We start from the raw sequence: 20,380 nt of genomic DNA on the forward strand, positions 1-20,380 counted from the left end.
AACTCCTACACCCCCGATTGGGATGAGCCACTTTGCCACAGGTGCCGATTCCGACGACGGCGATGCTCCTGAATGGCTGTGCGCAGCCGCACTGTCGACGAGTCTTCAGTAACATGAAGCAGTCTGATATCCCTCCCGGCCGTCGGACATGATCGGCGTTGCTTTGTCGTCGACAGTCATCCGAAAGATGCGGAGCATCAGCAATGTCAGAGCACAGCGTGTTCGACCCCTCCGAGCGTGAACAGGACTCGGTTGTCCGTGCTCTGCTCGATGATCCCCACGTCGATGTCGTCGACACGACAGACGAACAGCTGGCCTCGCTTCGTCGGTTGCTTCCAACGACGGCCGGTGATTCCGAGGAGATGCGGTGGGTGCATTACCCGTGGCGGCGCACAGTGGTTCGCGTCCTCGGTCCACGCGGCTTCGATCAGCTACGGCTGGACCGCAACAGAAACAAGATCACCTCCGAGGAACAAGCTCGCTTCAGAGACCTACGGGTGGGAGTGGTCGGGTTGAGCGTCGGCCACGCCGTCGCTCACACCCTTGCGCTGGAAGGACTGTGCGGCGAGTTGCGTCTGGCCGACTTCGACGAGCTCGATCTCTCGAACCTCAACCGAGTCCCGTCCTCGGTGTTCGACTTGGGCGTGAACAAGGCGGTCGTCGCGGCCCGACGGATCGCCGAGCTCGACCCGTACCTGAGGGTGCAGGTGTTCCCGGACGGTGTGAATGCTGCGACGCTCGATGGCTTTCTGGACGGGCTCGATCTCGTGGTGGAGGAATGCGACTCGATCGACACCAAGCTGCTGGTCCGCCAACACGCCCGCGCCCGAGGCATCCCCGTGGTGATGGAGACCAGCGATGGCGGCGTCCTCGATGTCGAACGCTTCGATCTCGAACCCGACAGACCGGTGTTCCACGGACTGCTCGGCGAGATGGAAACCGCGGATGTGGCCGACATGACCGTCGAGCAGAAGAGCACGATCGCAGCGACGTTGCTCGAGCCGACCAAACTGACCCCGAGAATGATTGCGTCGGTGCCGGAAATCGGGCGCACGCTCTCGACCTGGCCGCAGCTCGGCGGAGACGTCGCGCTCGGTGGTGCCGCTGTGACCGCCGCTGTGAGGGCATTCGGCCGCGGTGAACCGCTCCCGTCCGGTCGACGGCGAATCGACCTGGATTCGTTGGTGCGCACCGGAGTCGATCCGACGGTTGGACCGGCAGGGGGATGAACGGGCACGCCACGACAACAAGGGCCGCCAAACATTCTGTGCCGGGATCGCGCCCAACACTGATTCGAGGAATCATCGGATGAACGTGATCGACAAGTCGTCTCGTCGGCATCCAAACCCGTGGCGGTCACGGCTCGATACCCGTACTACCGCGGTCATTGTCAGCGCTACCGGCGCTGTACCGCTGTTGGCCATTGCCCTGTTGTCTCCGACGTTTTTGCGGCCGAATGCGCTTCCGGTTCTCATCGTGGTGCTGACGTTCACCGCGGTAACCGTGCTCTTCGCTGCCAAGGTGGGGCGGTTGAGCGAACGTCAGTTCGCGGTCCTGGGTTTCGGGGGTATGACCGGAGTCGCTATCAGCGCCTACCTGGTCGCGGATCCGTCCGGGACGCGCGCGGTCACCTCGATGCTGGCGATCGTTCCGGCTATCGCTGCGTCGAGTTCACCGCCGCGGGTCACCGCGCGCCTGTCTGCGGCCTCGGTGGTCATGGTCACGGCATTGTCGGTGGTCAGTGTGGGTTCCTCCGGTTGGGCGGTGACCGCCGTTGCGATCGGTGCCGCCGCGACCACGGTGCTGGTGCCGGTTGCGCTCATCGGCGGCCTGCGCCGAACCCTGACGTTGGTGAACGAAAAACTGCAACGGTTGGCCGACACGGACCCGTTGACCGGTCTTCTCAATCGCCGTGGATTGCTTTCGAGTGCACAGGTTCTCGTGCACCAGGCGTGCGAGCGGAAAGAACTACTGGCTGCTTTCGTCGTCGATGTCGACCATTTCAAGACCGTCAACGACACCGACGGTCATACAGCCGGGGATCGAACGCTCGCTGCAGTCGCAGACACTCTGGCGTGCGCTGTGCACGCAGCGGTCGGCGAAAACGATGCGATCGTCGCTCGAACCGGTGGCGAGGAGTTCCTGATTCTCGCCCCGCACCGAGACGGCCGCGAACTCACTGAGCGGATACTCGATCGAGTCCGGTCCGACTGCAGGGTGACCGTGAGCATCGGAACGGTGACGCTCGACGTCCGGCCCATCGCACCCGGTGACCCGGCGTTACCCTCCGCAGACGTTGCTTCGAGCGAATCGGGCGGTCTCGATCACGTGCTCGACGCCGCCGTCCGCGCCGCCGACGCCGCGCTCTACCGCGCCAAAGCCGACGGACGAGATCGCGCGTACCACGCGGGCACACTCACGATCACATGGTCGGGCAGCCCCAGGTCCGGTCAGATGAGAACGAGCCGCCCCGAACTCTCGACCAGCCGTCACGCCGCCGACGGGACGCGCTGAGCGTTTCCACACAATGAGCGGGCCTCGCGGACCATCGACTCCCACACCTCGGGTCTCGCGCTGCGGGCCAGCGTGTGCATGTCCCACCACATCATGACGGTCCGGTATTGCTCGCTCGGGTACGCCGCGGCCGGGATGGCGTGGTCGATCCGCCCGCCGGAGCTTTCCCACAGGCGCAGGACGTGATCGGCCGCGCTGGCGAACAGGTACCGGCTGCCGGTCAGTTCGAGCGTCGGCAATGCTGTCCGAGCCAGCACATTCGACACCGTCCGCCCTGCGGCACCCGCATCGACCCACGCGCTTTTCATTTCTACGATCCCGTGGGGGATCCGGGCGTGCAACAGTTCGGTGACCAGAGGCAGTCCAGGCGAGTCCTGCCATTCGGTGAACACGTGGGACTGCTCGATCATCGTGTAGGGGCCTTGTGCCCTGACTCCGCCGAGCATCTGTCCTGCCCTGTCGAGCACCACGTAGAACAGGGTTGTCGTGGCGCCGGAGGCGACTTCGTCCAGATCGAGCGCAGCGGTGACACCATGGCGTGAGTACGATTCCCACGCTCCTTCGACATAGCGGGACCACAGTTCCGGGGATCCCGATGGTGTCGCGGCCGTCAATGTCATGGTTCCACCGGCGCAGCGCGTCGACCGGGAACCGACGTCGAGCCCGTGACCGACGGGACGGACGAGCCTGTCTGTCTGTGTGCTCTGTCGGCTGGCCGACGAGTTGCGCGTAGCGTGCCGATCGGCTGCGGACTCGATGGCATCGGCCGAGTGCGAGCTCGAAAGTATGGGAATCGTCATCGATGAGGCTCCTGAGGGGGTGGTGCCCGATAACCCTTCTGGGGCATGTCGAGCGAGTAGTCGGTGTGGAACAGCTAACACAGCTATTGTGCAACAAACAAGCCTACGGACCGGAGGAATGCTTCAAAACATCCTTTCAGTCTGTTAACGGCGGCTCAAATGTGTTATGGCACTGAATTGAGCGCGTGGAAGTCGCACAGTTCATGATTCATCACATCACCTGGTTGCGTGGAGCCGGTTTTCAGCGAGGATGTGTCGGTCAACGACTTCGGTTCGCTCCGGATGTCGCTCAGGCACAGGTCGTCCTACGGCGGAGCGAGACTACGGTTTCTTCGCCGCACACGAAGGGCTGCGGGCTAATCCGCACCCATCGGGAACACGATCGTTGTCGAGTTCTTGCGCTGCTCTCGCTCTCGCCATCCAGCGGGTGTGTCTGGTTCTCTGCGTGCCCGATACGTGACGAACTTTGTTTGAATTCATCCATGGTTGCTGCAGGAAGTAACACAAATTCTGGACCCGCTATTGGTGATGAGGTCCAGCTCCGGAGGGGCGGGGAAGTGGTGTCGGGGATCGTCGTCGAGGACTACTCCGATCAACTTGTCTCCGGTCCCGCGTTGGGTCGCGACTGGGCGCACCCGCATCGATGGGCTGTCGCGTTGAACTCGGGAGAACTCGCCTTCGTCGACGACGGTGATTTGCTGACCGAGATCGACGGAAAGAAACGGTGAGCGGTGGCGCCCGAGCAGCAATGTGATCGTTGGTTGCGTTTGCCGTGTTGTGGGAGCCGTTCGGGGGAGCGTCGGCATCGGATGTATTCGTCGAGTTCGGACTCGGGGTGGGTGAGTATCGCTGCCCGGTTGAGGGAACTGACTGGACGCACATGATCGAGATTGCCTCGACCCGGCGTTACGGGATCGGTTGGTCGAGTATTCGCGACGCCGGGATGAGCGCGCGCCGCGTCGGCGAATAGTGAAGAAAAAGCAAGCGTCACCACTGTTTCGGTACCAATGGGTGGCGGATACGGACGACGAGAGGTCTGTGCGCTCCCGGTAGGTTCAGTATGCGGCGTGTCGGTTCCGTCGTCGCGGCGGTACGACGGAACCGACACACCACAACCCCGACAGCAATCGCACGAGGCTGTGCGGGATCTTGTGCAACGACCGACCAGCGTGCCTCTACCCTCTCACTCAGCTGGGTTCCAGCAGAGAGTTGTTCGCTACTCGACGACATCGGTCAACTCTCCCGCCGCGTCCGGGTCGAGGAACTCGAGAAGATCGTTCAGCATTTTCTCAGCGCGGCTTTCGACGTCGGCGAAGACGGACTCGATGTCGCAGAGCAAGTCGTGGGCTTGTCTGCGTGCGAGTGTTCCGCGTTCGTAGTAGCCAGAGTCGAACGAGGTCGTCGTCGATGCGGGTTCCGGTGCTAGACCCGGTTCGGGGCGCTGAGCCCGAGTTCGATGGCGTGGGTGGGTAGGCGCTCGCCCGTTCAGGTGCATACGCACGATGTCGGCCACCGCACGCGGGGTGAGCGGGGCTTCAATCAGCGGGGTGTGGCCCCACCGGTCGATCGGAGTGAGCAGTAGCTGTTCGCTGGCCGGATTGAAATGCCGGTCGCATCCGGTGAGTTCGGTAACGCCTACCTCCTCGATGGCATCAGCGAGCATGCCGTTGCTCGGGTACCGCTCGTAGTGCCCGAGTACCTCGCACCAACGTCGATACACACTCTCCGGGGATACACCCGATCTCACCAATCTGGGCGAGGTGACGGCGTGAGCGCCGTTGGCTGTCTCGACGTGTAGAGCATCTGCCTGCAGATCTACAGTGACATCGCACATCCGCACCGCCGCGATCTGCGTATACGGCAGACCCGTCGAAGCCAACACAAGCATCAGGGCGTCTCGTCGCGCGAACAACGCTGTCGGCCAACCCGATTCCGGGAGACGCCCGATGATGCCGCCGATGAGGGTAGTGAGATCGTGCAGTCGTTCTGCGCGGGCCACGTCGAGGGCAGCCCGGACGGTCTCTGCGCGTCCCGGTGGGGGTAGGTCGTGGCGGTAGTGGGCAGCGTCGATGACCGCGATCCGGCGGCGTTGCGTCCCTGGCGCTGCAGGATGCGCTCGTAGGAACCAAGCAAGCGATTCCGGCGAAGTCGGCAAAACCGGCTGGTCGAGAGCGGCGCACCAGTCCTCGAAAATTGACCAGGTGTGCCGATCCCGCTCCGCCACAGACGCTTTCACGCTACGTGCCGCATGCACCGAATCAGGATTGGCGACGACGGCTGCAGATGTCGCCCCCGACTCCGGTCGGCTCGCCGGCGCACGTGACCCCCGATCTTCGCGTGTGCTCACAATCCGAGGTCAGTGACGCCGTTGCCGACCAGCGGCGCGTTCTCTCGGGCGTAGATTTCGACCATGCCGGGTGTGGCGTGCCCGGTTTGCCGCATGATCGCATGCGCGTCCGCGCCGTTGCGGAAGGCTTGGGTGACGAATCCTGCCCGCAGGGAATGCCCGCCGAGCTGGGCGACAACGTCGGGGTCGTATCCGGCACCGGCGGCGCGGCGGCGGATCGCCGCATGTACCGCAGCCCCGGACAGTGGCGTGTCGGAGAGGTTGCCGTTCTTGCGGATGGATCGGAAGAGCGGCGATCGCTTCTCGGCAGTGGGCAGGATGCCGCGACAGACGTGAGAATCGAATTCTGCTGCGCGGGAAAGTAACCGAATGACGGCGACTCTACCGCCGGTGTCGAACGCAGCGACGACCTGCAGCCAACGGATCCACGCACAGACAGGGCATGATTCGTGGCGGTCGGTGAACGGTAGGGCTTTGACGGTTCCGGTGCCGTCTTGGTCGGTCTTGGACTTCCGGATCCGTACGTGTGCGCCGTCGAGGCGGTCACGGCGGACATCGCGACATTCCAACGCGACGAGTTCGCTACGACGAAATGCGCCGGTGTAGCCCATCAGCAGCAGCGCGGTGTCGCGACGTTCGAGTACCTCCGATGCCCACCCGGACGCACTGCGGCGTGCGTAGTCGACGATCGTGGTGATGTCAGTAGTCAGCAGCGGGGCACGCCGGTTGCGGGGCCGCTCCCCCGCAGACGCGTAATCACGGCGAATGCCTGCGAGGGTGGCGCGCACCATCTCGTGGCTGCACGGGTTGTCGTGGCCGGTAGCGCGGTGGCGGTCGGTGATCGCCGCGACCCATTTGCCGAATGTCGACGGCGCGTACGCCCGCGTGCCGTCGACGGTGAGTGTGTCGGCCGCGGCGACGAGGTATGCCGCCACCGTCGCGGGGTGCGCCGGTAGCGGGATCTGTCCGGCGGCGATGCACCAGGTCTCGAATCGTCGCCACGCCGAATCGTAGGCGCGGCGGGTAGCAGGAGACCGTGCCGACGCCATCGACCGTTCTATCCGAGCCGCGATCTCGACCGGCAGGTCCGGAAACACCGCCGCACCACTCACTGAAACGACCGAATACGTGTCCAGGACCTCATCGAGCTGCCGTTCTGCCATGACAGGGACTGTAGCGAGCACCCCCGACAGCTTTTTCGAGTCCAAAACACGCTGAACAGGCGTTTCAGCGATGATGGTGCGGGAAGGAAAATTCTCGTCGGTCACCGCACACATAACGTTGGTGACTATGACCCCGGCGCGAAAACGGACTTCTCGGCTGACGCCGCGTATGCATCGTCGCGGACAACCCCGCTCCATCGGGCGATAGCTATGTCGGCGGATGTTGCAGCGGGATCCCGTGGTCGAGGAACAGTTGCACCGTCTCATCCAGCTCCGCCGCGGTGCGGCACCCCCAGCGCAGGAAGTTGTACAACGACCTGGCGGATGCGGGATCGACGCGCGCTGCCGCGATGGCGGCCTCGGCCGCAGCGTGCGCGTCGGCCCATAAATCGCGCTCGGGTGCGGGATAAGACGAGCGCGTCGGAGGTGTCCCGGGATCGACCGGCTCGTAGGGTCGTGGGCGCAGCAGAGATGCGTGTGCACCGCCGGCGTCGATCTCACTGCTCTCGACCATTGCGATGCCGATCGCTGCGGCCTCGAGGACTGTCGCCTGCTCGTCCCAGTGCAGGTCCTCGAACGGAACCCACGCGGTCCGGAGCGGGCGAGAACGACCGGCGGCCTTCCAGATCGCAACGAGTCTCGTCGCCCACCGTCCGGTGCGAACCAGTGGTGTGGACACTTCGTCGACGACGGTGCGCAGAAGCCGGAACCACACTGCGGCGTGCACCCGGCCTGGGCCGAGTTCCACCCATCCCGTCGTCAGAGCCTCGGTACTGCGCCGATCGAGGTCCGTGACCGCTGAGGGAACCGGAACGGGCGAGACCCGTTCGTCCGAACCGAACCGGACCTGATCCCAGAAGATTGCATGACCAGGGAAAGCAGAGCAGGGTTCGAGTCGACAACGGTGGTCGAGGCAGCTGCTCAGCACCGGATATTGCTGCAGCAGAGTCATGTTGATATCAGCAGTGGATTCGAGGCTGTCGAGACATGCCGGGCATGCACGACTGCGCGGAGTGCTCGCCCACGGCAACCATGCCTCGCTCGTGGGTGTGCGACGTCGTCGATCCTCCCTCGCGAGGTCGGCCGGTAGCAGGATCGAGAATTGGTGGACGTAGGTGTCGAAGTCGCAGTCGGCGGGGTCGGTGCTGTCGAGCAACCACGGTGTCCACCCCGCCAACGTCATCATCCGCACCCTCTCTACCGGGACTGCGCCGCGACCGGCCAGCTCGGCAAGTATCGGCTCCGGTGTGTAGCGGTCGAGATCCTCGACAGCACAATCGATATCGAGGTCTGCAAGAAGGTCAGAGGGCCTGATGTGCGGATACAGCTCGCATATCCGGGCCAACCAGGACGAGAGGACCTCACCTGGCAGTGGCGGCGGGTGCAGCGGCCACGGGCGAACGTACGCATCACCGGGCATCGCCGCGAGCCGCGCGTTCACGCGAGGTGGCGCTCGAACTGGCGGCGTCGCTCCGTGGGACCGAGGTACGGAGTGCGCGTGAGCACCGATGAGGTCATCGCTTCCTCTCCGCTGTCGACGGCGGTCACTGCTGCGGCAGTGAGCAGCGTTGTCAGTTCACCGATGGTGCCCTCGGAGCGAGTAAGGAGGTAGTCGGTCATCTCCGGTGATGTCAGGTGCGAGGGTTTACGGAGGGGGAAGCTCGTGGTGAAGCTGGCCAGCAGTGATCTGGTGTCGGCAGTGTTGGTCCAGACCGGCAAAGTCATGGGATGGAATCGGTTCTCCAACTGGGGATCGGTCCGGATGGCGAGGTAGGCGTCGCGGGTTCCGACAGCGACAAGAGGAATGCGTAGTTCGTTGCCCAGGAACCGCAGCACGTTCAAGAATTCGCGGCGGACGTTGTCGCGGCCAGCGAGAACATTGTGGAGCTCGTCGATGATCAACATCCGTACGCCGGTGGCGCGGAGCAGCATCAATGCTTGCTGTTCGAGTTCGTGGACCCGATTGCGTGGTCGGGTCGGTGTTCCCAACGCTGTGAGCAGTGCGAGGTAGAACCGGCCGGGTGACGGGTCCGGGGGCATCTGCACGCACAACACCGGTAGCTGCTCGCGGTCGGACAAGCTGATCGGCGGATGAGTACGCCGGAACTTTACGATGATCATCGACTTGCCGTTGTTCGTCGGACCGAGCAACAGTAAGTTCGGCATACGCTGTCGGTCCGGCCACGACAACAACGTCTCCAGATGGTCGATGACCGTACGGGCCTGCGGATACCCAATCCACCTCTCCGACCGGATCAACCGGATCCGGTCCGCGTCGTCGAGTGCGGCGAGCGGACGAACCGACTCCCGCAGGTGCCCCAAATCCTCACCGGACGACTCGGTGGCTTCGTCGCTGCTTCCTGTCGATGCGGTCATCGGCTCACCATTCCTCGATATCGCTGAAGACCGGCGTTGCGGTGCCGCCGTCCGCTCGAGGCTCCACCGGCGGGTGGATCGCCGGGATCGGCGCAGACGCGGCGCCGGTGAGATGCATGCGGCGGGCACGGTTGCGCCGGGCTTTGCGGGTGGCTTTCTGCGAGCGGTCGGTGACCTCGCGCATCTGCTCGATCATCGAAAACAGTGCGCCCTCATCGACGTTCGACCGACCTTGTTCGCGGAGACGGGTGATAGCAGCTCTGTGCTCCCACAGTGTCACCGCGGGATGTGACATCGTCCGGTACGGCACCTCGACATAGCCGGCACCGTCTGGTTCGAGGACCCAGATTCTGCTCAAATCGCGTGGGTCACGTCGTATCACGAACCGCCCCAGATCCTCTCGCCGCGCAACCCACGGTTTGAGCGCGTTCGAGAAGTAGTGCACGTGATCGAGGACGAAGCCCGTGCGCGTCAGACGTCGCCGGATGACGGGAAGAAAGTCCACCAGGAACGCGGTTTCGCCGAGCACCACACGAGGGGCATGACCAACTGCGGCGACCCCGCCGGCCCACACCGCGGCCGGAGTGTTCCCGATCCCTGCGTGAACGCTCGCGTGATACGAGGCTATGGCCAGGACCAGCCAGCGTTCCAACTCACGCAATGTCAACGCCGCATGCTTGTCCGAGTCGTAACTTCCTCGGTCCGCTGGGTTCGAGAAGGTGGTCCCAGGCAGCTCGTGCACCGCCGTCATCGCCGTTCCGATGATGCGTTCGACGATCCCGCCGTAGTGCGGTCGGCCCGGAGGACGGTATTCGAGTGTGATGGCGTGCTGGGCGCATCCGCGGCGCAGCGCTTCGCTTTTGAACTCGGAGGCGTTGTCGAGATACAACTGTTTCGGTTTCCCTGCCATCGGCCACTGCACCTGTTCCGCGAGCTCGCATGCCTCCAGCCATGTCTGCTTCTCGCAGCACACGCGGCCCAGGCACAACCCGACCGATATCGACGACGGCGGCTCCAAAGTGACGACGAACCCGAGTACGGAACGGCTGAGGACATCGATGGCGATCGTCAGGTAGGGGCGACCGATCGGTTGACGCTCGTACTCGTCGACGACCATCAGATCGACGACGGTGTGGTCGATCTGGACCTGATCGAGAATCCCCGCAACTGTCGGTGGATCGTCGCCGGCGGACTGACGTGGGCGGGCGGCATCGGGTCCTCCGCGTGACCTGGCCACCGATGCCGGATGGAGCGCGGCGATTCGTGCGGTGACGGTGTTTCTGGCCGGCACTGGCAGACCCGCGCGGTGACACGCCAACGCGATACGTCGATGCAGCGCAGCGACACTCAGCTTCTGGCGGTGAAGAAAATATCGGGTGAGATGATCGCCGATCACCTCTTCGACCTCAGCCGCTACTCGGCTGCGGCCACGCCCACCCGGCGAGACCTTCGTCAGAAGATCGGTGACCGTACCTGTCCCGTCCCTGAGTTTGCCAAGCAACGCATAGACCCGACGGCGCGACAACCCCAGTCGTTCGGCCGCATCGTCGACCGCTTCCGAACGCACCGGATGCATCTCCAGCAAGGGAGCCAGGACAGCGAAACGGGCCTCGGCCTGGGACCACCGCTCCCCCGACGCTGTCAGCACACCGGTCTCCACGACGTCGAGCTTGTCGGGGTCCATCTCAAGCCTCCCTGTCACCGAGAGCCGAACGTGCGACCGTGCACCGCACTTCTGACATCAGAATGTCAGAAGACACGTGCACTCACCCTCGAAACGCCTGCAAAGAGTGCAGCCGTCTTCTGAAGTTGACACTCACCCAACTCCGAAACACTGGTCTGCGGCGGTTGTCGACGCGAGCGTTCGATCTTCCCGAGGAATCGCAGATGTTGTTGATCTCGATGGCCGAAAAGCTCCGCGCCAGTGAAGGACTACCGGCGGTACCGCCCGACTGCACTCCCTCGAGCAACGTCCTTGACACCTGAGCCGATACCCGGAGGTCCTCACCTATCTGTCGCTGCCACGCCGTCCACAACGTCCCTGCTCATTCGGTCTAGTCCCATCCCAGAGTTGCCATCATCGACTCTCGGCCACTACTGCGGTCGAACGCAGCGAAACACTCCGCAACGGCCTGCGCGCGCTCCATCGCCGACGGGAACTCCGGAAGCGCAACATTCCACAGTTCGCAGCACACTTCCAGGCGAGGGATGTTGGTTGCCGAGATTCCGTGGGCACCAGCGGTCAACGCCGCGATGTCTGCAGGTAGGTGATGCCACCGCGCACGGACACCGTGCCGGTGCAGGAGCTTGCTCAGAAAGGCAGCGTGGATCTCCGGATCCGCACCACCGAGAGTGTTTCCTGCCAGTGCATCACCGAGCGCTGCGAGCTCGACGGCGATGGCGGGCAGATCCTGTTGTGCCTTTTCCTCCAACCGTCGACGGTGGTACCCACTGAGCTGAAGAAACGTCGGATCCGCCCGCTCGAGCTGTCGCGCCTCGATCGGAAGCGCGAGATCCCATACGCGACCTGAGGCGACATCGATCGCTGCGAGCTCGAAAACATCGTGGGCCTCGAAAGAGGGGCCTGTGGTGTGGACATCGACGACGATCAGCTGGCGGCCCTTCATTCCCGTGGCTCCGAAGGCCACACCACATCGACCTGCGAAGTATTCACGCCAGACATCCCGACCTCGAATTCGGTCATCATCGCGCCGAACCTGTCCAGCACCCGACCTCCGGAGTCACTGCCACTGTCAATGTTCACGTTTTCTGACCCCCTCCGACTATGGGACTTCACCTCCGCCCAAGCCGAGGTGATCATTGAATCGTCTCTACCGCTGCACATTAGCGTCGGGACCGGACACCACGAACAGTCCAAGTTTCCGAGCCGACTCCCGACTCGAACGCGTTAGTGCACGACAATCTTCACTTCGATCGATGACCGATTCGTTCGGGCTTAGGGACGTGCCCACGGAGATTACGGTCCAGCCGTGGCGCAGAAGGGTAGCGAGGATCGGCGAAACCCACCGACACGATCTCGATCAGCAACAGCAATCCCACCTGCAGCAGCCACCACGCGGCTTCAGCGACGAACCGCACGTAACGAATCACCCGATCAGAATATGCGCCTGCACCGAATTCCAGAGTCGATGTCGTAGGTCTTCAGTTCGTAGTGTGTTCCTGCTATTGCCGGGCGTCACCAGTCCGATGGCGACAACGGGATCTGATTCTCGAGGAAGTCGTACTGTTTCCACGCCTCGGCGAGGATCGGGTTGTGGACACTGGGCAGCGCGCCGAGCGCAACACCGAACGGATACGTACGGCGCTCGGGGTCGCGCAGTATCGCGAGCAGCACGTCGACGGCCTCGGCAGCCGGCTGACAGACCCAGTGCTCGAGCTCTCTCAGGGAGAGCACCATCGACGGGATGGTCGAGGCCCTTCCGTACTCATCGAAGGTGGAGTTGGCCAGGTAGAACGGTTCGCAGGTAACGGCGAGTCCGACGATAGGGCGATCTGTCGGGAACTGGTCGAACGGCGGCGTTCGGGAGGTGATCAGATCCGCTGTCGTGTCGAGCTGCTCGCGGGCCTTGGACAGGTACTGCTCTGTATTGGCGGGAAGAGAAGCGTCTCCGGCTCGTGCACCGAGTTTCATCCGCGCGGATTTGACCTCGACCAAGATTACGGCTTTCGGTGTCACCCAGATGTAGTCGACGCTTTTCTTCTGGTTCTTGCCTTCGTTGTATGTGATCTCACCGTGAAGGTCGCTCTCGTCGGCGATAACTTTCAGTTGTCGTCCGACATATGCCTCGGTCCGGGTGCCGAGGATGTCCGCGAATCGTTTCCCCCAGGTGCTGATTCCGCGGTAGTAGAGATTGCTGGGATACAAGGCGCGGTCGACCAACATCACCTGTGGTGCCCAGATCCCGTACTCGCCCAGATCGACGAGCGGAAGGGCGGACAGCGGGTTGAAACCGTAGCGCCGCCGCGCTGGTTCGAGCGAGGGGGCAGCGTCGTTCGCGCTTTTGGCCTGGGAGACTGTGGCGGTGAGAACCTGAGCGAGCGTTTCGATTTGCTCGCGTGGCGCGACGGTGTCGAATATTTCCTGCATGTAGTCCAGGTCCATGATCGACGGGTCGAACCTGCCGCCATTCTTGGTCACCCACACACGTAAGACCAACGCTGCCCGCACAGCCTCGTTCAGTTGCATTCCGAACACCTCGGTCCAGTCGAGCTCCGGGCCCAGAGTCGGATCTTCGAACAGCGCGTAGATACGTGACAGTTCCTCGAACTCGGATTCCTGGTACGGGAACTGTTCGTAAATTATGGGCGTCAAGATCGTGGCCGCACCCTCGATCCTGTCGTGAGAACCATTTAATTCCAACAGAAGCCGAGCCACAGCGCCCTGGTCCACCTCCCTGTGACGGTGCTCGTTTCCGTACAAGATCGACTCACGCGCGATCGCGGCCACTCCCCAAGGCGGGCACAAACGCACGTCGCCCGACCACTCACCTTCTCCGTAACGCTCCGCCGAGAACCGCGCCAGGACCGGAATCAAACTCGACGGCCGATACCGCCGAACCATCTGCTTGAACTCCCGATAGGAGGGGGACGGAGCGCGCCGCCAATCCAGAATCATCCACCCATCCAACAGCTTCGATTCCACCACCGGCCCCATTTCCAGCTTTCTCGCCCCGACCTGGGCTTCACCGTCGCCAACGAATAGAGCGCTGCCCATAACTGCACTCCCTCGATCCTGCATCCGAACCACTCGCGCGGGCGCGCCACAGTTATCGCAACCAACTAGAGCCGTTATACGCTCACTCACTGTCTTCGCTAGATTTCTACGAGAGGGTTTCTTCACTATGGCCAAACACGTATCCGTCCAGCTGGTCGACGACATCGATGGATCTGTCATCGACGAGAATGGAGGCGAGACAATCGAATTCTCTGTCAGCGGTGTCGACTACGTAATTGACCTGAAAACCAAGAACGCCAACGAGTTTCACCGAAAGTTGGACTATTACATCGACCATGGCACTCGCGTAGGCGGACGTAAGCGCAAGCCCTCCCCCACGGCCACTACGGATCCGGCCACCTCTGGCGGCTCACCTGCCAAGCGTGATGCTGCGCAAACCCGAGCGATCCGCAAGTGGGCGATCGACAAGGGCTACAAGGTCAGTCAGCGCGGCCGTATACCCGCCGACGTCGAAGAGGCGTACAACGCCGCGCACTAACGGCCAAGGACATGTTGTCAGGCCTAAGTTGTCGGCCTGACCAGGTGGTATTTCGCGTCTTTTTGCGAGCACACCGCGGGCAAGGTCTCCGCTGGATTCGTACAACCACCCGCCCTCGAGGCCCCTACGATTTCGTTGCATCACGAGTCGTGGTCCGTGCCGCACTCGACAGCGAGTCTGCAGTCGTCGCAGGTGATGCTCCCCGCCATGGACATGGGGTTCCTGGATTCATTTCTCGAACGCTGCAACTCGATTCGCTGCTATTGCTTCGCGCAGCAGCATCTCCGAAACGGCGATCGCATCGTTGTACGTACCGCACTCGCCTGTCTTCAATCTGATGGTCGGCGCGCAAATTCGAGGCAGCGAACAGAGAAGGGCAGGCCGCATCGCTCGGCCTTCATCGTTCGGCACCTCTCGATCGGAGACCACGCGGTTTCGCCGGAACGCAACGGCCGGCGACCACAGCCCCCGGTCCGCTATCGCAGCTGCTGCAGCGAGGCCGGGGTTGACCATCACGGTTCCGCTGTACGCCGACGGTATGGCCATCAGGGTGTCCGACGAGATCCCCAGTTGCAGACCGCGAGCTGTACCCGACAGCGAGGCCACAGTCTCTGGCCCGCTCATCGCCGAAACCCAGACCCGAGCACTGTCGGTGTAGATCGCGTAGCTCGTTGCACTGTCTGCATCGTGCTCGAGCCGCACTACCGATGCGCTCCGAACGACCTCGGCCGCAGGCTCGACCACCCGGGAGATCGATTCGGATGTGCGCGCGATCGGTTCCGCAATCAGCGGGTGCAGAAGCGACACCCACTCCGCTGCTGACTGGCGTGACGGTCCCAACGCAAAGACCGCGTCGGGCGTGTGGGCGACCCACACTGTGACCAGACCTGAAGGGCTCACACATATCTCTCGGACTCCGACACCAGCTCCCCATGACAACGTGAGCTGGCCCGGCTCGTCGAAGACATCGGGCTCCGGATACCCGGCAGCGATCAATGCCTCTCGGATCTCCGCACCACCGCTGTTCATGCCGTTACTGCACCGCCGGCGAGCACGGGGCCTGTCAACCGTAGGACGGTGTCGAGATCACCGCCGTTGCCGAAACTTCCCGGACCGGCGGTGGTTGTCACGCCACACACGATGGCCATGACAGCCTCGGCAGCGTCGACCGATGCCGGCGACGGCACGCTGCCGTCGCCGGCCAGCAACGCCAGGACCGCGGCCTTGAGAGGGTCGTAGGTCGCGGCTCGTGCCGCGGCCTCGTAGTGGAGATCGGTCCACAACACCGCTGTTGCCCGCAAAGACCAGTACCGCCTCGCATGGGTGAAGTAGTCGCCGAGCAAGCCCTGAACATCGGCCACTGTGTGTCCCGCGGACGTGCGGGGAGTGCGAAGGAAATCGCATCGTCGAGCAGCCTCATCGATCACTGCATGAACAACAGCGTCCTTCGATGGGAAATGGAAGTACATGCTTCCTTTGGTCACCCCTGCAGCCTGTATCAGATCGTTCACCGTGACCCCGCTGCCCTCACATGCAATAGTTCGAGCCGCACCTGTGATCAGCGCGGCGCGGGTCCGTTGCGCGCGTTTCTGCGGCTGGCGGGCGCGATGCTCGACATTCTCCTGCTCCGAAGCCTTCTGGTCGACAACCGTCATGTCACACTTTCTCCGCTCCGTAGCCGCATGGGACTGCTTTGCACTCCGATCGCACCGCGCGGATTCGGACATTCCATTGATCGCAGATTGACTACGGCCCTGACTGGGAATTCGCCATTCTACAAAGTTTGATCAGCTACATCAGGCCATGATTATGCCTGCGGAGGTGGACACTTCGAGCAGCGACAAAATTCACGAAACAGGAACGACAACTCACGCAATAGGTGCGGTCGGCAAAATGACCGATTCACCTCTCACGTTGCATCGAGCGACCCTCTGTTCTGGACCCGAATACTCTGACGAAATGGATATCAGCGGTGTGGCCTCGATCATCGGAGCTCTCGGTATCGGATCCTTTGCAGGCCAGTACCTGATCGGCAGTCAGCAACGCCGTCAACTGCGCAGCGATGTTCTCCGGTACTTGGCGATCACCGAGCGCACCCGGTGGGCAGGGGCGTCGTCCTCCGATTCATCGTTTCAGCAGTTCAAGGACAGTATCCGCGAGCTCGAGACGGCCGCGATCATCGCACGGGTTCCGCGACGACCACTGCGTCTGTACATCCAACTGGCCACTGCGGCGCGCCTGATGAGCGACGACGACGTAGAGCAGAAAGACGGCCAGGAAGAGGCAGGTGGAATCAACACCGTCTTAGGTCGATCCGTGCGCTTGTCAGCAGCACAGCTCAGTCGCCTGATGTGGTCACCGTGGCTCGCCAGAGCTGGCATGAAGCGACGAGCAAGCGCGATCGAACGAGAAGTTCAAGGCCTCGATGAGGAGGTCGTCTCTGCGGTGGATAAGGCCAAGCAGTTTCACACCTACTACTGAAGCTGCAAGGGGATTGGGAACCCGGATTGCAGTTCACGCTGAGTATTCGAGGCCCATCTCCGCCGCTGTTCGTGTCCTAAGCTGCAGCGATCGCCGTGACGATGTGAGCGGCTTCGATGGTTTCGCTTGTTACGGAACACGCTCGTACCAACGCATCCTGCAATACGACCAGCTCTCGGCGGACACTACGCCCGGCCACGTAGTGGTCGAAGAGATGCTGGAGGGCGTCATCGTCGATGACGTCGATCGCGCCGAGGTTCGGATTTCCCACGGCGTTGCGAGCCCGTTTACCGACTATCGAGCCCAGTGCGGCTGAATTAGCCAGGGCAGGCAACGTGATTCGAGTGTTCAGGTATTCGCGGGCCTGTTCGTAGTGGGGACTGTTGATGTAGTCGTCATGGACGGCGACGACGCATGCCGCTGGAAGTCGTTCGGCGATCATTCTCAAGGTCGAGCCGAAGAACATCGCGATCCGCGGCTCTGGATCGACGGCGATCCCTGGACGACGTATCCACTGGTCTGTGTCATCGAGCACGAGGGTCGGACTCACGCCGCTGCGTGAAATCAGTTCCAGGACCCCGATGGCCTGATCCACGACGTCCTCACCTTGCGATGGTTCGTTCACCACGCTGCCGAGCTCGATCGCGAGATTGCCGGCCAACCACGGGAGACCGACCGAGAATTTGACCGGTCGATGTGCGGAACCTCCGCGCATTTCCCGAGCAACCTTCTGGACCGCGCGATTCTGTTCGAGCTGTCTGGCTACGGTGTTGACCAACAAACGCGGAAACTCAGCCGGGTCGGAGACGAGAGAGTCGCCCTGAATCCCCATCCTGATCCTCAGTGCCGCAACCTTTTCGGATTGCAGCACACCCATGACGTACTCGGTGATCGAGGACTTTCCCGAACCGCTCGCACCGATCAGTGCCACACGCTCACGACGCCGAACAGCATCCATGAAGGCCTGCTCGTAATCCCCACCCATGGGCCCAGCGAGGACATCGAACGGCACATGGACCTGCCACATACGATCCGGATCCGGCGACGGGTCGAAGGCTCTCGAGTCCCGCAATTGATGCAGTAGGTCTCCACTCATTTCTGGGCCTCCGGATCAGCGTGTTCGGTCCGCAGCCATTCCGCCGGCGGAGTCAGCTCATACACACGCCGCGGACGTCCCTGACCCGATGAAACTTCGCTGCTTCGGACCAGCCCCTTCTCGTAGAGCTGCTTGAAGACCTGCACAGCGCGCGGACGTGTCCAGCCCAGCGCTCTCAGCAGCTCATAGTCCGATGCGCTTACCGGTCCCCGCGCCTTCATCTCGGCGGCCAGCATCGACGCTGGGCGGCCCAATTCGAATATGGCATCGTCTCTGGCTCCGATGGCCCGAGCGTTGTTCTCGTACGACCCAGGGTCCTGCAGGAGACCCCGCAGAGCGCCCACCAGATCCCGAGGATTTCCACCGACTGCGCCAGTAAGCGTGTCTGCTATCGATTCCATGTCGATCCCGCCGCGGCGATTGATGAACTCGATGCTCTCCGCCGTCGAGAGCGGAGCCACGTCGACGACCTTCTCGAAGAATGCGTCTGCCGGCGGAGTCATGAGACCTTGGCGGTCACTTTCACGCACCGACACCGTCCACAGGTATCCCGTCGCCCACACCTCGTCGCGGTACCGCCCGAACAGTGCGTGTCCGGCCGAGGCGGTGACGTCGTCGACGATGATCACCGGATACAGGCGCGTTCCGGTCGGAGTAGTGCCGTCGTCGCTTTCTGCTGCCCATCGCCGAAGCGTGTCGTCGATGAACTGCAGGCGAAAGTCGCTCAATTGCCGCAGCAGGACGTCGGGCCCGTCACTGTCGACTGTTGGTTCGCCGGTGACCTGTTCAACTATGCGAGCGAGCATGTCACGGCCGTCCGAGATCCCCTCGACCCGAACGAAGCTCATCGGGAAGTCGCCTTCGCGCCGGGCACCGCTGAGCGGCGCTCGGCTGTCGAGCTGCAACTGTCGAAGGAGCGACGTTCGGCCTACGCCGCGGTCGCCCGTCACCAGAACGTTGAGCTCTGCATTCAACCCGCCCCAGATCGCAGTGAGTTCACTTTGCCGTCCGACGAACAGTTCGGCGTCGACGGGATTGTCGAGCAGAGGACGCGCGCTGATCTTCATAGGACTTACAGTACTTACTGTAAGTTTCGTTAGCAACGTTCCAGCCGGTTGATCCTCCGGCGGGCGCTACAGCAGGTCCGGAACATCCAAGATCGTGACACCGGTTTCTTCACGCCACCGCTCAAGCAGATCCGCTCGCTCGGACAGGGTGACCGTGGCCTGGACGGTATGACGATGCTCCTTGCCGGCCACCCCCGCTTGCCCGAACAGTGCAATGCACCGCCGGGCATGTTCGAGGTCGTGGCGGGCCCAGTACCGCAGACCCTCGAACCCGGCCATCCGTAACGCGGCCGCCCACCGCTGCGTCAGCGGATAGTCGGCGGTAGTAAAGATTTCTGCCGTAACACCGAGCGCAACACCGGTGTTCGAAGTCAGATCAGCGAGCCTGATATCAGCATCCAACGTGATCGTCGACGCTGCGCGCGCATCGACCTCGTATCTCGGCACGACCTGTTGGCCACCGAAAATCTCCAGAAGAGTGACCACTTCGTCTTCGGCCAGGTAGCACGTCCCATCAGGGGCTTCGAGGTCGAACCTGCCGCCGCCATTCGATGAGTACCACCACGGCCCCAGACTGGCCTGATGCGATCGAAACAGCTCGGTCCCAGCCGGGTAGACGCACGACGGAAATCGCTCTGCCAATTCACCGACGGGCTTGGGCTCGAACAGATGAACGACGGCGCGTTCAGCGCTCACGCCGCAAGCCGACTGACCGCAGCCCGGGCGGCGCGAGCCACGGTAGGCACGTCCCCGTCGAGAAGGGCTTGCCGCGGTGTGCGGCCGTCGAGCTCTGGCTGTTCGGTCGTCAGCCACGCAACCACCAACCAGCCGCGTGGATCCTGCCCCGCCCACACACGCAGCACCTCCTGGATACCGAGAATCGGCTTCGCCGGTTGTGCATCGGTGAAGCCCGCCGCGGCGTAGCCGTACTTGCCGTTGCTGCCCGTCAACCGAAGAACGCGGTTCTCTTTCACAGCCTTGCTCAAGGCAGCACGCGTCCACCCCGCAACGTCGAGGGCCTGACTCGGGGTCAAGATCTCCCCTACGTGCTCACTCCACGCGCGACGTGCCTTCAAACCGTCGACGATGCCACTCAGACCCGCTATCGCATACGCCAGATCACGCTCGTCTGGTGCGCCACTGGCCTCGACCAGCCGGTGCGCCATGACCTCGAAATCCTTCTCGACAGTGGACATACCCCGATCATCCTCGGCCGCCCCCGTCATGTCAACCATGTCAACCCGAAGTGATGGAGGGTCTTGGCTTGCGTGCGGAGAGTGTCGTACCTCGCCGATACGGTCT

General features: G+C 62.8%; 20 protein-coding genes. 5 read left to right on the forward strand and 15 right to left on the reverse strand.

The window, feature by feature from the left end; translation table 11 throughout:
• Positions 1-203 precede the first annotated feature (203 nt).
• Together RHODMAR_RS25930 and RHODMAR_RS25935 are read left to right on the forward strand one after the other, a co-directional pair.
• Positions 204-1,229, forward strand: a complete 1,026-nt coding sequence (locus tag RHODMAR_RS25930) for an Rv1355c family protein (RefSeq protein WP_008720739.1) — start codon at positions 204-206, stop codon at positions 1,227-1,229.
• A gap of 79 nt (positions 1,230-1,308) precedes the next feature.
• On the forward strand, positions 1,309-2,514 hold the full coding sequence (locus RHODMAR_RS25935) for a GGDEF domain-containing protein (RefSeq protein WP_008720740.1): 1,206 nt from the start codon (positions 1,309-1,311) through the stop codon (positions 2,512-2,514).
• Here the strand turns inward: RHODMAR_RS25935 and RHODMAR_RS25940 are convergent.
• The gene (locus RHODMAR_RS25940) at positions 2,490-3,314 is read right to left on the reverse strand and encodes a hypothetical protein (RefSeq protein ID WP_008720742.1); all 825 of its coding nucleotides are present in this window, start codon (positions 3,312-3,314) and stop codon (positions 2,490-2,492) included. The two genes, RHODMAR_RS25935 and RHODMAR_RS25940, sit on opposite strands and share 25 nt — an antisense overlap.
• Positions 3,315-3,871: 557 nt before the next feature.
• On the opposite strand from RHODMAR_RS25940, the gene RHODMAR_RS28010 reads away from it, so the two are divergent.
• Positions 3,872-4,042 carry a hypothetical protein gene (locus RHODMAR_RS28010; protein ID WP_232433770.1) on the forward strand — a complete coding sequence of 57 codons (171 nt, stop codon included), beginning with the start codon at positions 3,872-3,874 and terminating at the stop codon, positions 4,040-4,042.
• A gap of 488 nt (positions 4,043-4,530) precedes the next feature.
• Here the strand turns inward: RHODMAR_RS28010 and RHODMAR_RS25955 are convergent, their stop codons facing one another.
• From RHODMAR_RS25955 to RHODMAR_RS26000, 8 genes are all read right to left on the reverse strand, one after another.
• The gene (locus RHODMAR_RS25955) at positions 4,531-5,661 is read right to left on the reverse strand and encodes a recombinase (protein WP_157226236.1); all 1,131 of its coding nucleotides are present in this window, start codon (positions 5,659-5,661) and stop codon (positions 4,531-4,533) included.
• On the reverse strand, positions 5,658-6,824 hold the full coding sequence (locus tag RHODMAR_RS25960) for a site-specific integrase (RefSeq protein ID WP_042940431.1): 1,167 nt from the start codon (positions 6,822-6,824) through the stop codon (positions 5,658-5,660). Before RHODMAR_RS25960 ends, RHODMAR_RS25955 begins: the two co-directional genes overlap by 4 nt.
• Before the next feature lie 208 nt (positions 6,825-7,032).
• Complete coding sequence (locus tag RHODMAR_RS25965) at positions 7,033-8,265, reverse strand: TniQ family protein (RefSeq protein ID WP_008720750.1); 1,233 nt, start codon at positions 8,263-8,265, stop codon at positions 7,033-7,035.
• Positions 8,262-9,200: a TniB family NTP-binding protein gene (locus RHODMAR_RS25970; protein WP_051048290.1), complete on the reverse strand. Its 939-nt coding sequence runs from the start codon at positions 9,198-9,200 to the stop codon at positions 8,262-8,264. Before RHODMAR_RS25970 ends, RHODMAR_RS25965 begins: the two co-directional genes overlap by 4 nt.
• A gap of 4 nt (positions 9,201-9,204) precedes the next feature.
• The gene (locus tag RHODMAR_RS25975) at positions 9,205-10,884 is read right to left on the reverse strand and encodes a Mu transposase C-terminal domain-containing protein (RefSeq protein ID WP_008720752.1); all 1,680 of its coding nucleotides are present in this window, start codon (positions 10,882-10,884) and stop codon (positions 9,205-9,207) included.
• Positions 10,885-11,254: 370 nt separating this feature from the next.
• Positions 11,255-11,827 (reverse strand): hypothetical protein, encoded by a 573-nt coding sequence (locus tag RHODMAR_RS25985; RefSeq protein WP_008720754.1) that lies wholly within the window; start codon positions 11,825-11,827, stop codon positions 11,255-11,257.
• Positions 11,828-12,125: 298 nt separating this feature from the next.
• Positions 12,126-12,311: a hypothetical protein gene (locus RHODMAR_RS25995; protein WP_042940435.1), complete on the reverse strand. Its 186-nt coding sequence runs from the start codon at positions 12,309-12,311 to the stop codon at positions 12,126-12,128.
• A gap of 85 nt (positions 12,312-12,396) precedes the next feature.
• Positions 12,397-13,935: a hypothetical protein gene (locus tag RHODMAR_RS26000; RefSeq protein WP_008720755.1), complete on the reverse strand. Its 1,539-nt coding sequence runs from the start codon at positions 13,933-13,935 to the stop codon at positions 12,397-12,399.
• Positions 13,936-14,062: 127 nt separating this feature from the next.
• Here RHODMAR_RS26000 and RHODMAR_RS26005 point away from each other — a divergent pair, with 127 nt between their 5' ends.
• Positions 14,063-14,434 carry a histone-like nucleoid-structuring protein Lsr2 gene (locus tag RHODMAR_RS26005; RefSeq protein ID WP_008720757.1) on the forward strand — a complete coding sequence of 124 codons (372 nt, stop codon included), beginning with the start codon at positions 14,063-14,065 and terminating at the stop codon, positions 14,432-14,434.
• Between the two features lie 228 nt (positions 14,435-14,662).
• Here RHODMAR_RS26005 and RHODMAR_RS26010 read toward each other — a convergent pair whose 3' ends face one another.
• Together RHODMAR_RS26010 and RHODMAR_RS26015 are read right to left on the reverse strand one after the other, a co-directional pair.
• A complete protein-coding gene (locus tag RHODMAR_RS26010; protein WP_042940437.1) occupies positions 14,663-15,463 on the reverse strand; it encodes a hypothetical protein in 801 nt (266 codons plus the stop codon).
• Complete coding sequence (locus RHODMAR_RS26015) at positions 15,460-16,089, reverse strand: TetR/AcrR family transcriptional regulator (protein WP_008720759.1); 630 nt, start codon at positions 16,087-16,089, stop codon at positions 15,460-15,462. The genes RHODMAR_RS26010 and RHODMAR_RS26015 overlap by 4 nt, the downstream gene beginning before the upstream one ends.
• Before the next feature lie 304 nt (positions 16,090-16,393).
• On the opposite strand from RHODMAR_RS26015, the gene RHODMAR_RS26020 reads away from it, so the two are divergent.
• On the forward strand, positions 16,394-16,915 hold the full coding sequence (locus RHODMAR_RS26020) for a hypothetical protein (RefSeq protein ID WP_042940438.1): 522 nt from the start codon (positions 16,394-16,396) through the stop codon (positions 16,913-16,915).
• 76 nt (positions 16,916-16,991) lie between these two features.
• On the opposite strand, the gene RHODMAR_RS26025 is transcribed toward RHODMAR_RS26020, so the two are convergent.
• The 4 genes from RHODMAR_RS26025 to RHODMAR_RS26040 all read right to left on the reverse strand — a co-directional run bounded on the left by RHODMAR_RS26025 (position 16,992) and on the right by RHODMAR_RS26040 (position 20,274).
• Positions 16,992-18,011: an ABC transporter gene (locus RHODMAR_RS26025; protein WP_008720762.1), complete on the reverse strand. Its 1,020-nt coding sequence runs from the start codon at positions 18,009-18,011 to the stop codon at positions 16,992-16,994.
• Positions 18,008-19,078 carry a helix-turn-helix transcriptional regulator gene (locus tag RHODMAR_RS26030; protein ID WP_008720764.1) on the reverse strand — a complete coding sequence of 357 codons (1,071 nt, stop codon included), beginning with the start codon at positions 19,076-19,078 and terminating at the stop codon, positions 18,008-18,010. The genes RHODMAR_RS26025 and RHODMAR_RS26030 overlap by 4 nt, the downstream gene beginning before the upstream one ends.
• 66 nt (positions 19,079-19,144) lie before the next feature.
• Positions 19,145-19,774, reverse strand: coding sequence for an RES family NAD+ phosphorylase (locus RHODMAR_RS26035; protein ID WP_008720766.1), 630 nt, complete (start codon positions 19,772-19,774; stop codon positions 19,145-19,147).
• Positions 19,771-20,274: a hypothetical protein gene (locus tag RHODMAR_RS26040; protein ID WP_042940440.1), complete on the reverse strand. Its 504-nt coding sequence runs from the start codon at positions 20,272-20,274 to the stop codon at positions 19,771-19,773. Before RHODMAR_RS26040 ends, RHODMAR_RS26035 begins: the two co-directional genes overlap by 4 nt.
• Between the last annotated feature and the right edge of the window lie 106 nt (positions 20,275-20,380).

This window comes from Rhodococcus sp. AW25M09 (genome assembly GCF_000333955.1).
In the GTDB taxonomy this organism is placed as follows: Bacteria; Actinomycetota; Actinomycetes; order Mycobacteriales; family Mycobacteriaceae; genus Rhodococcoides.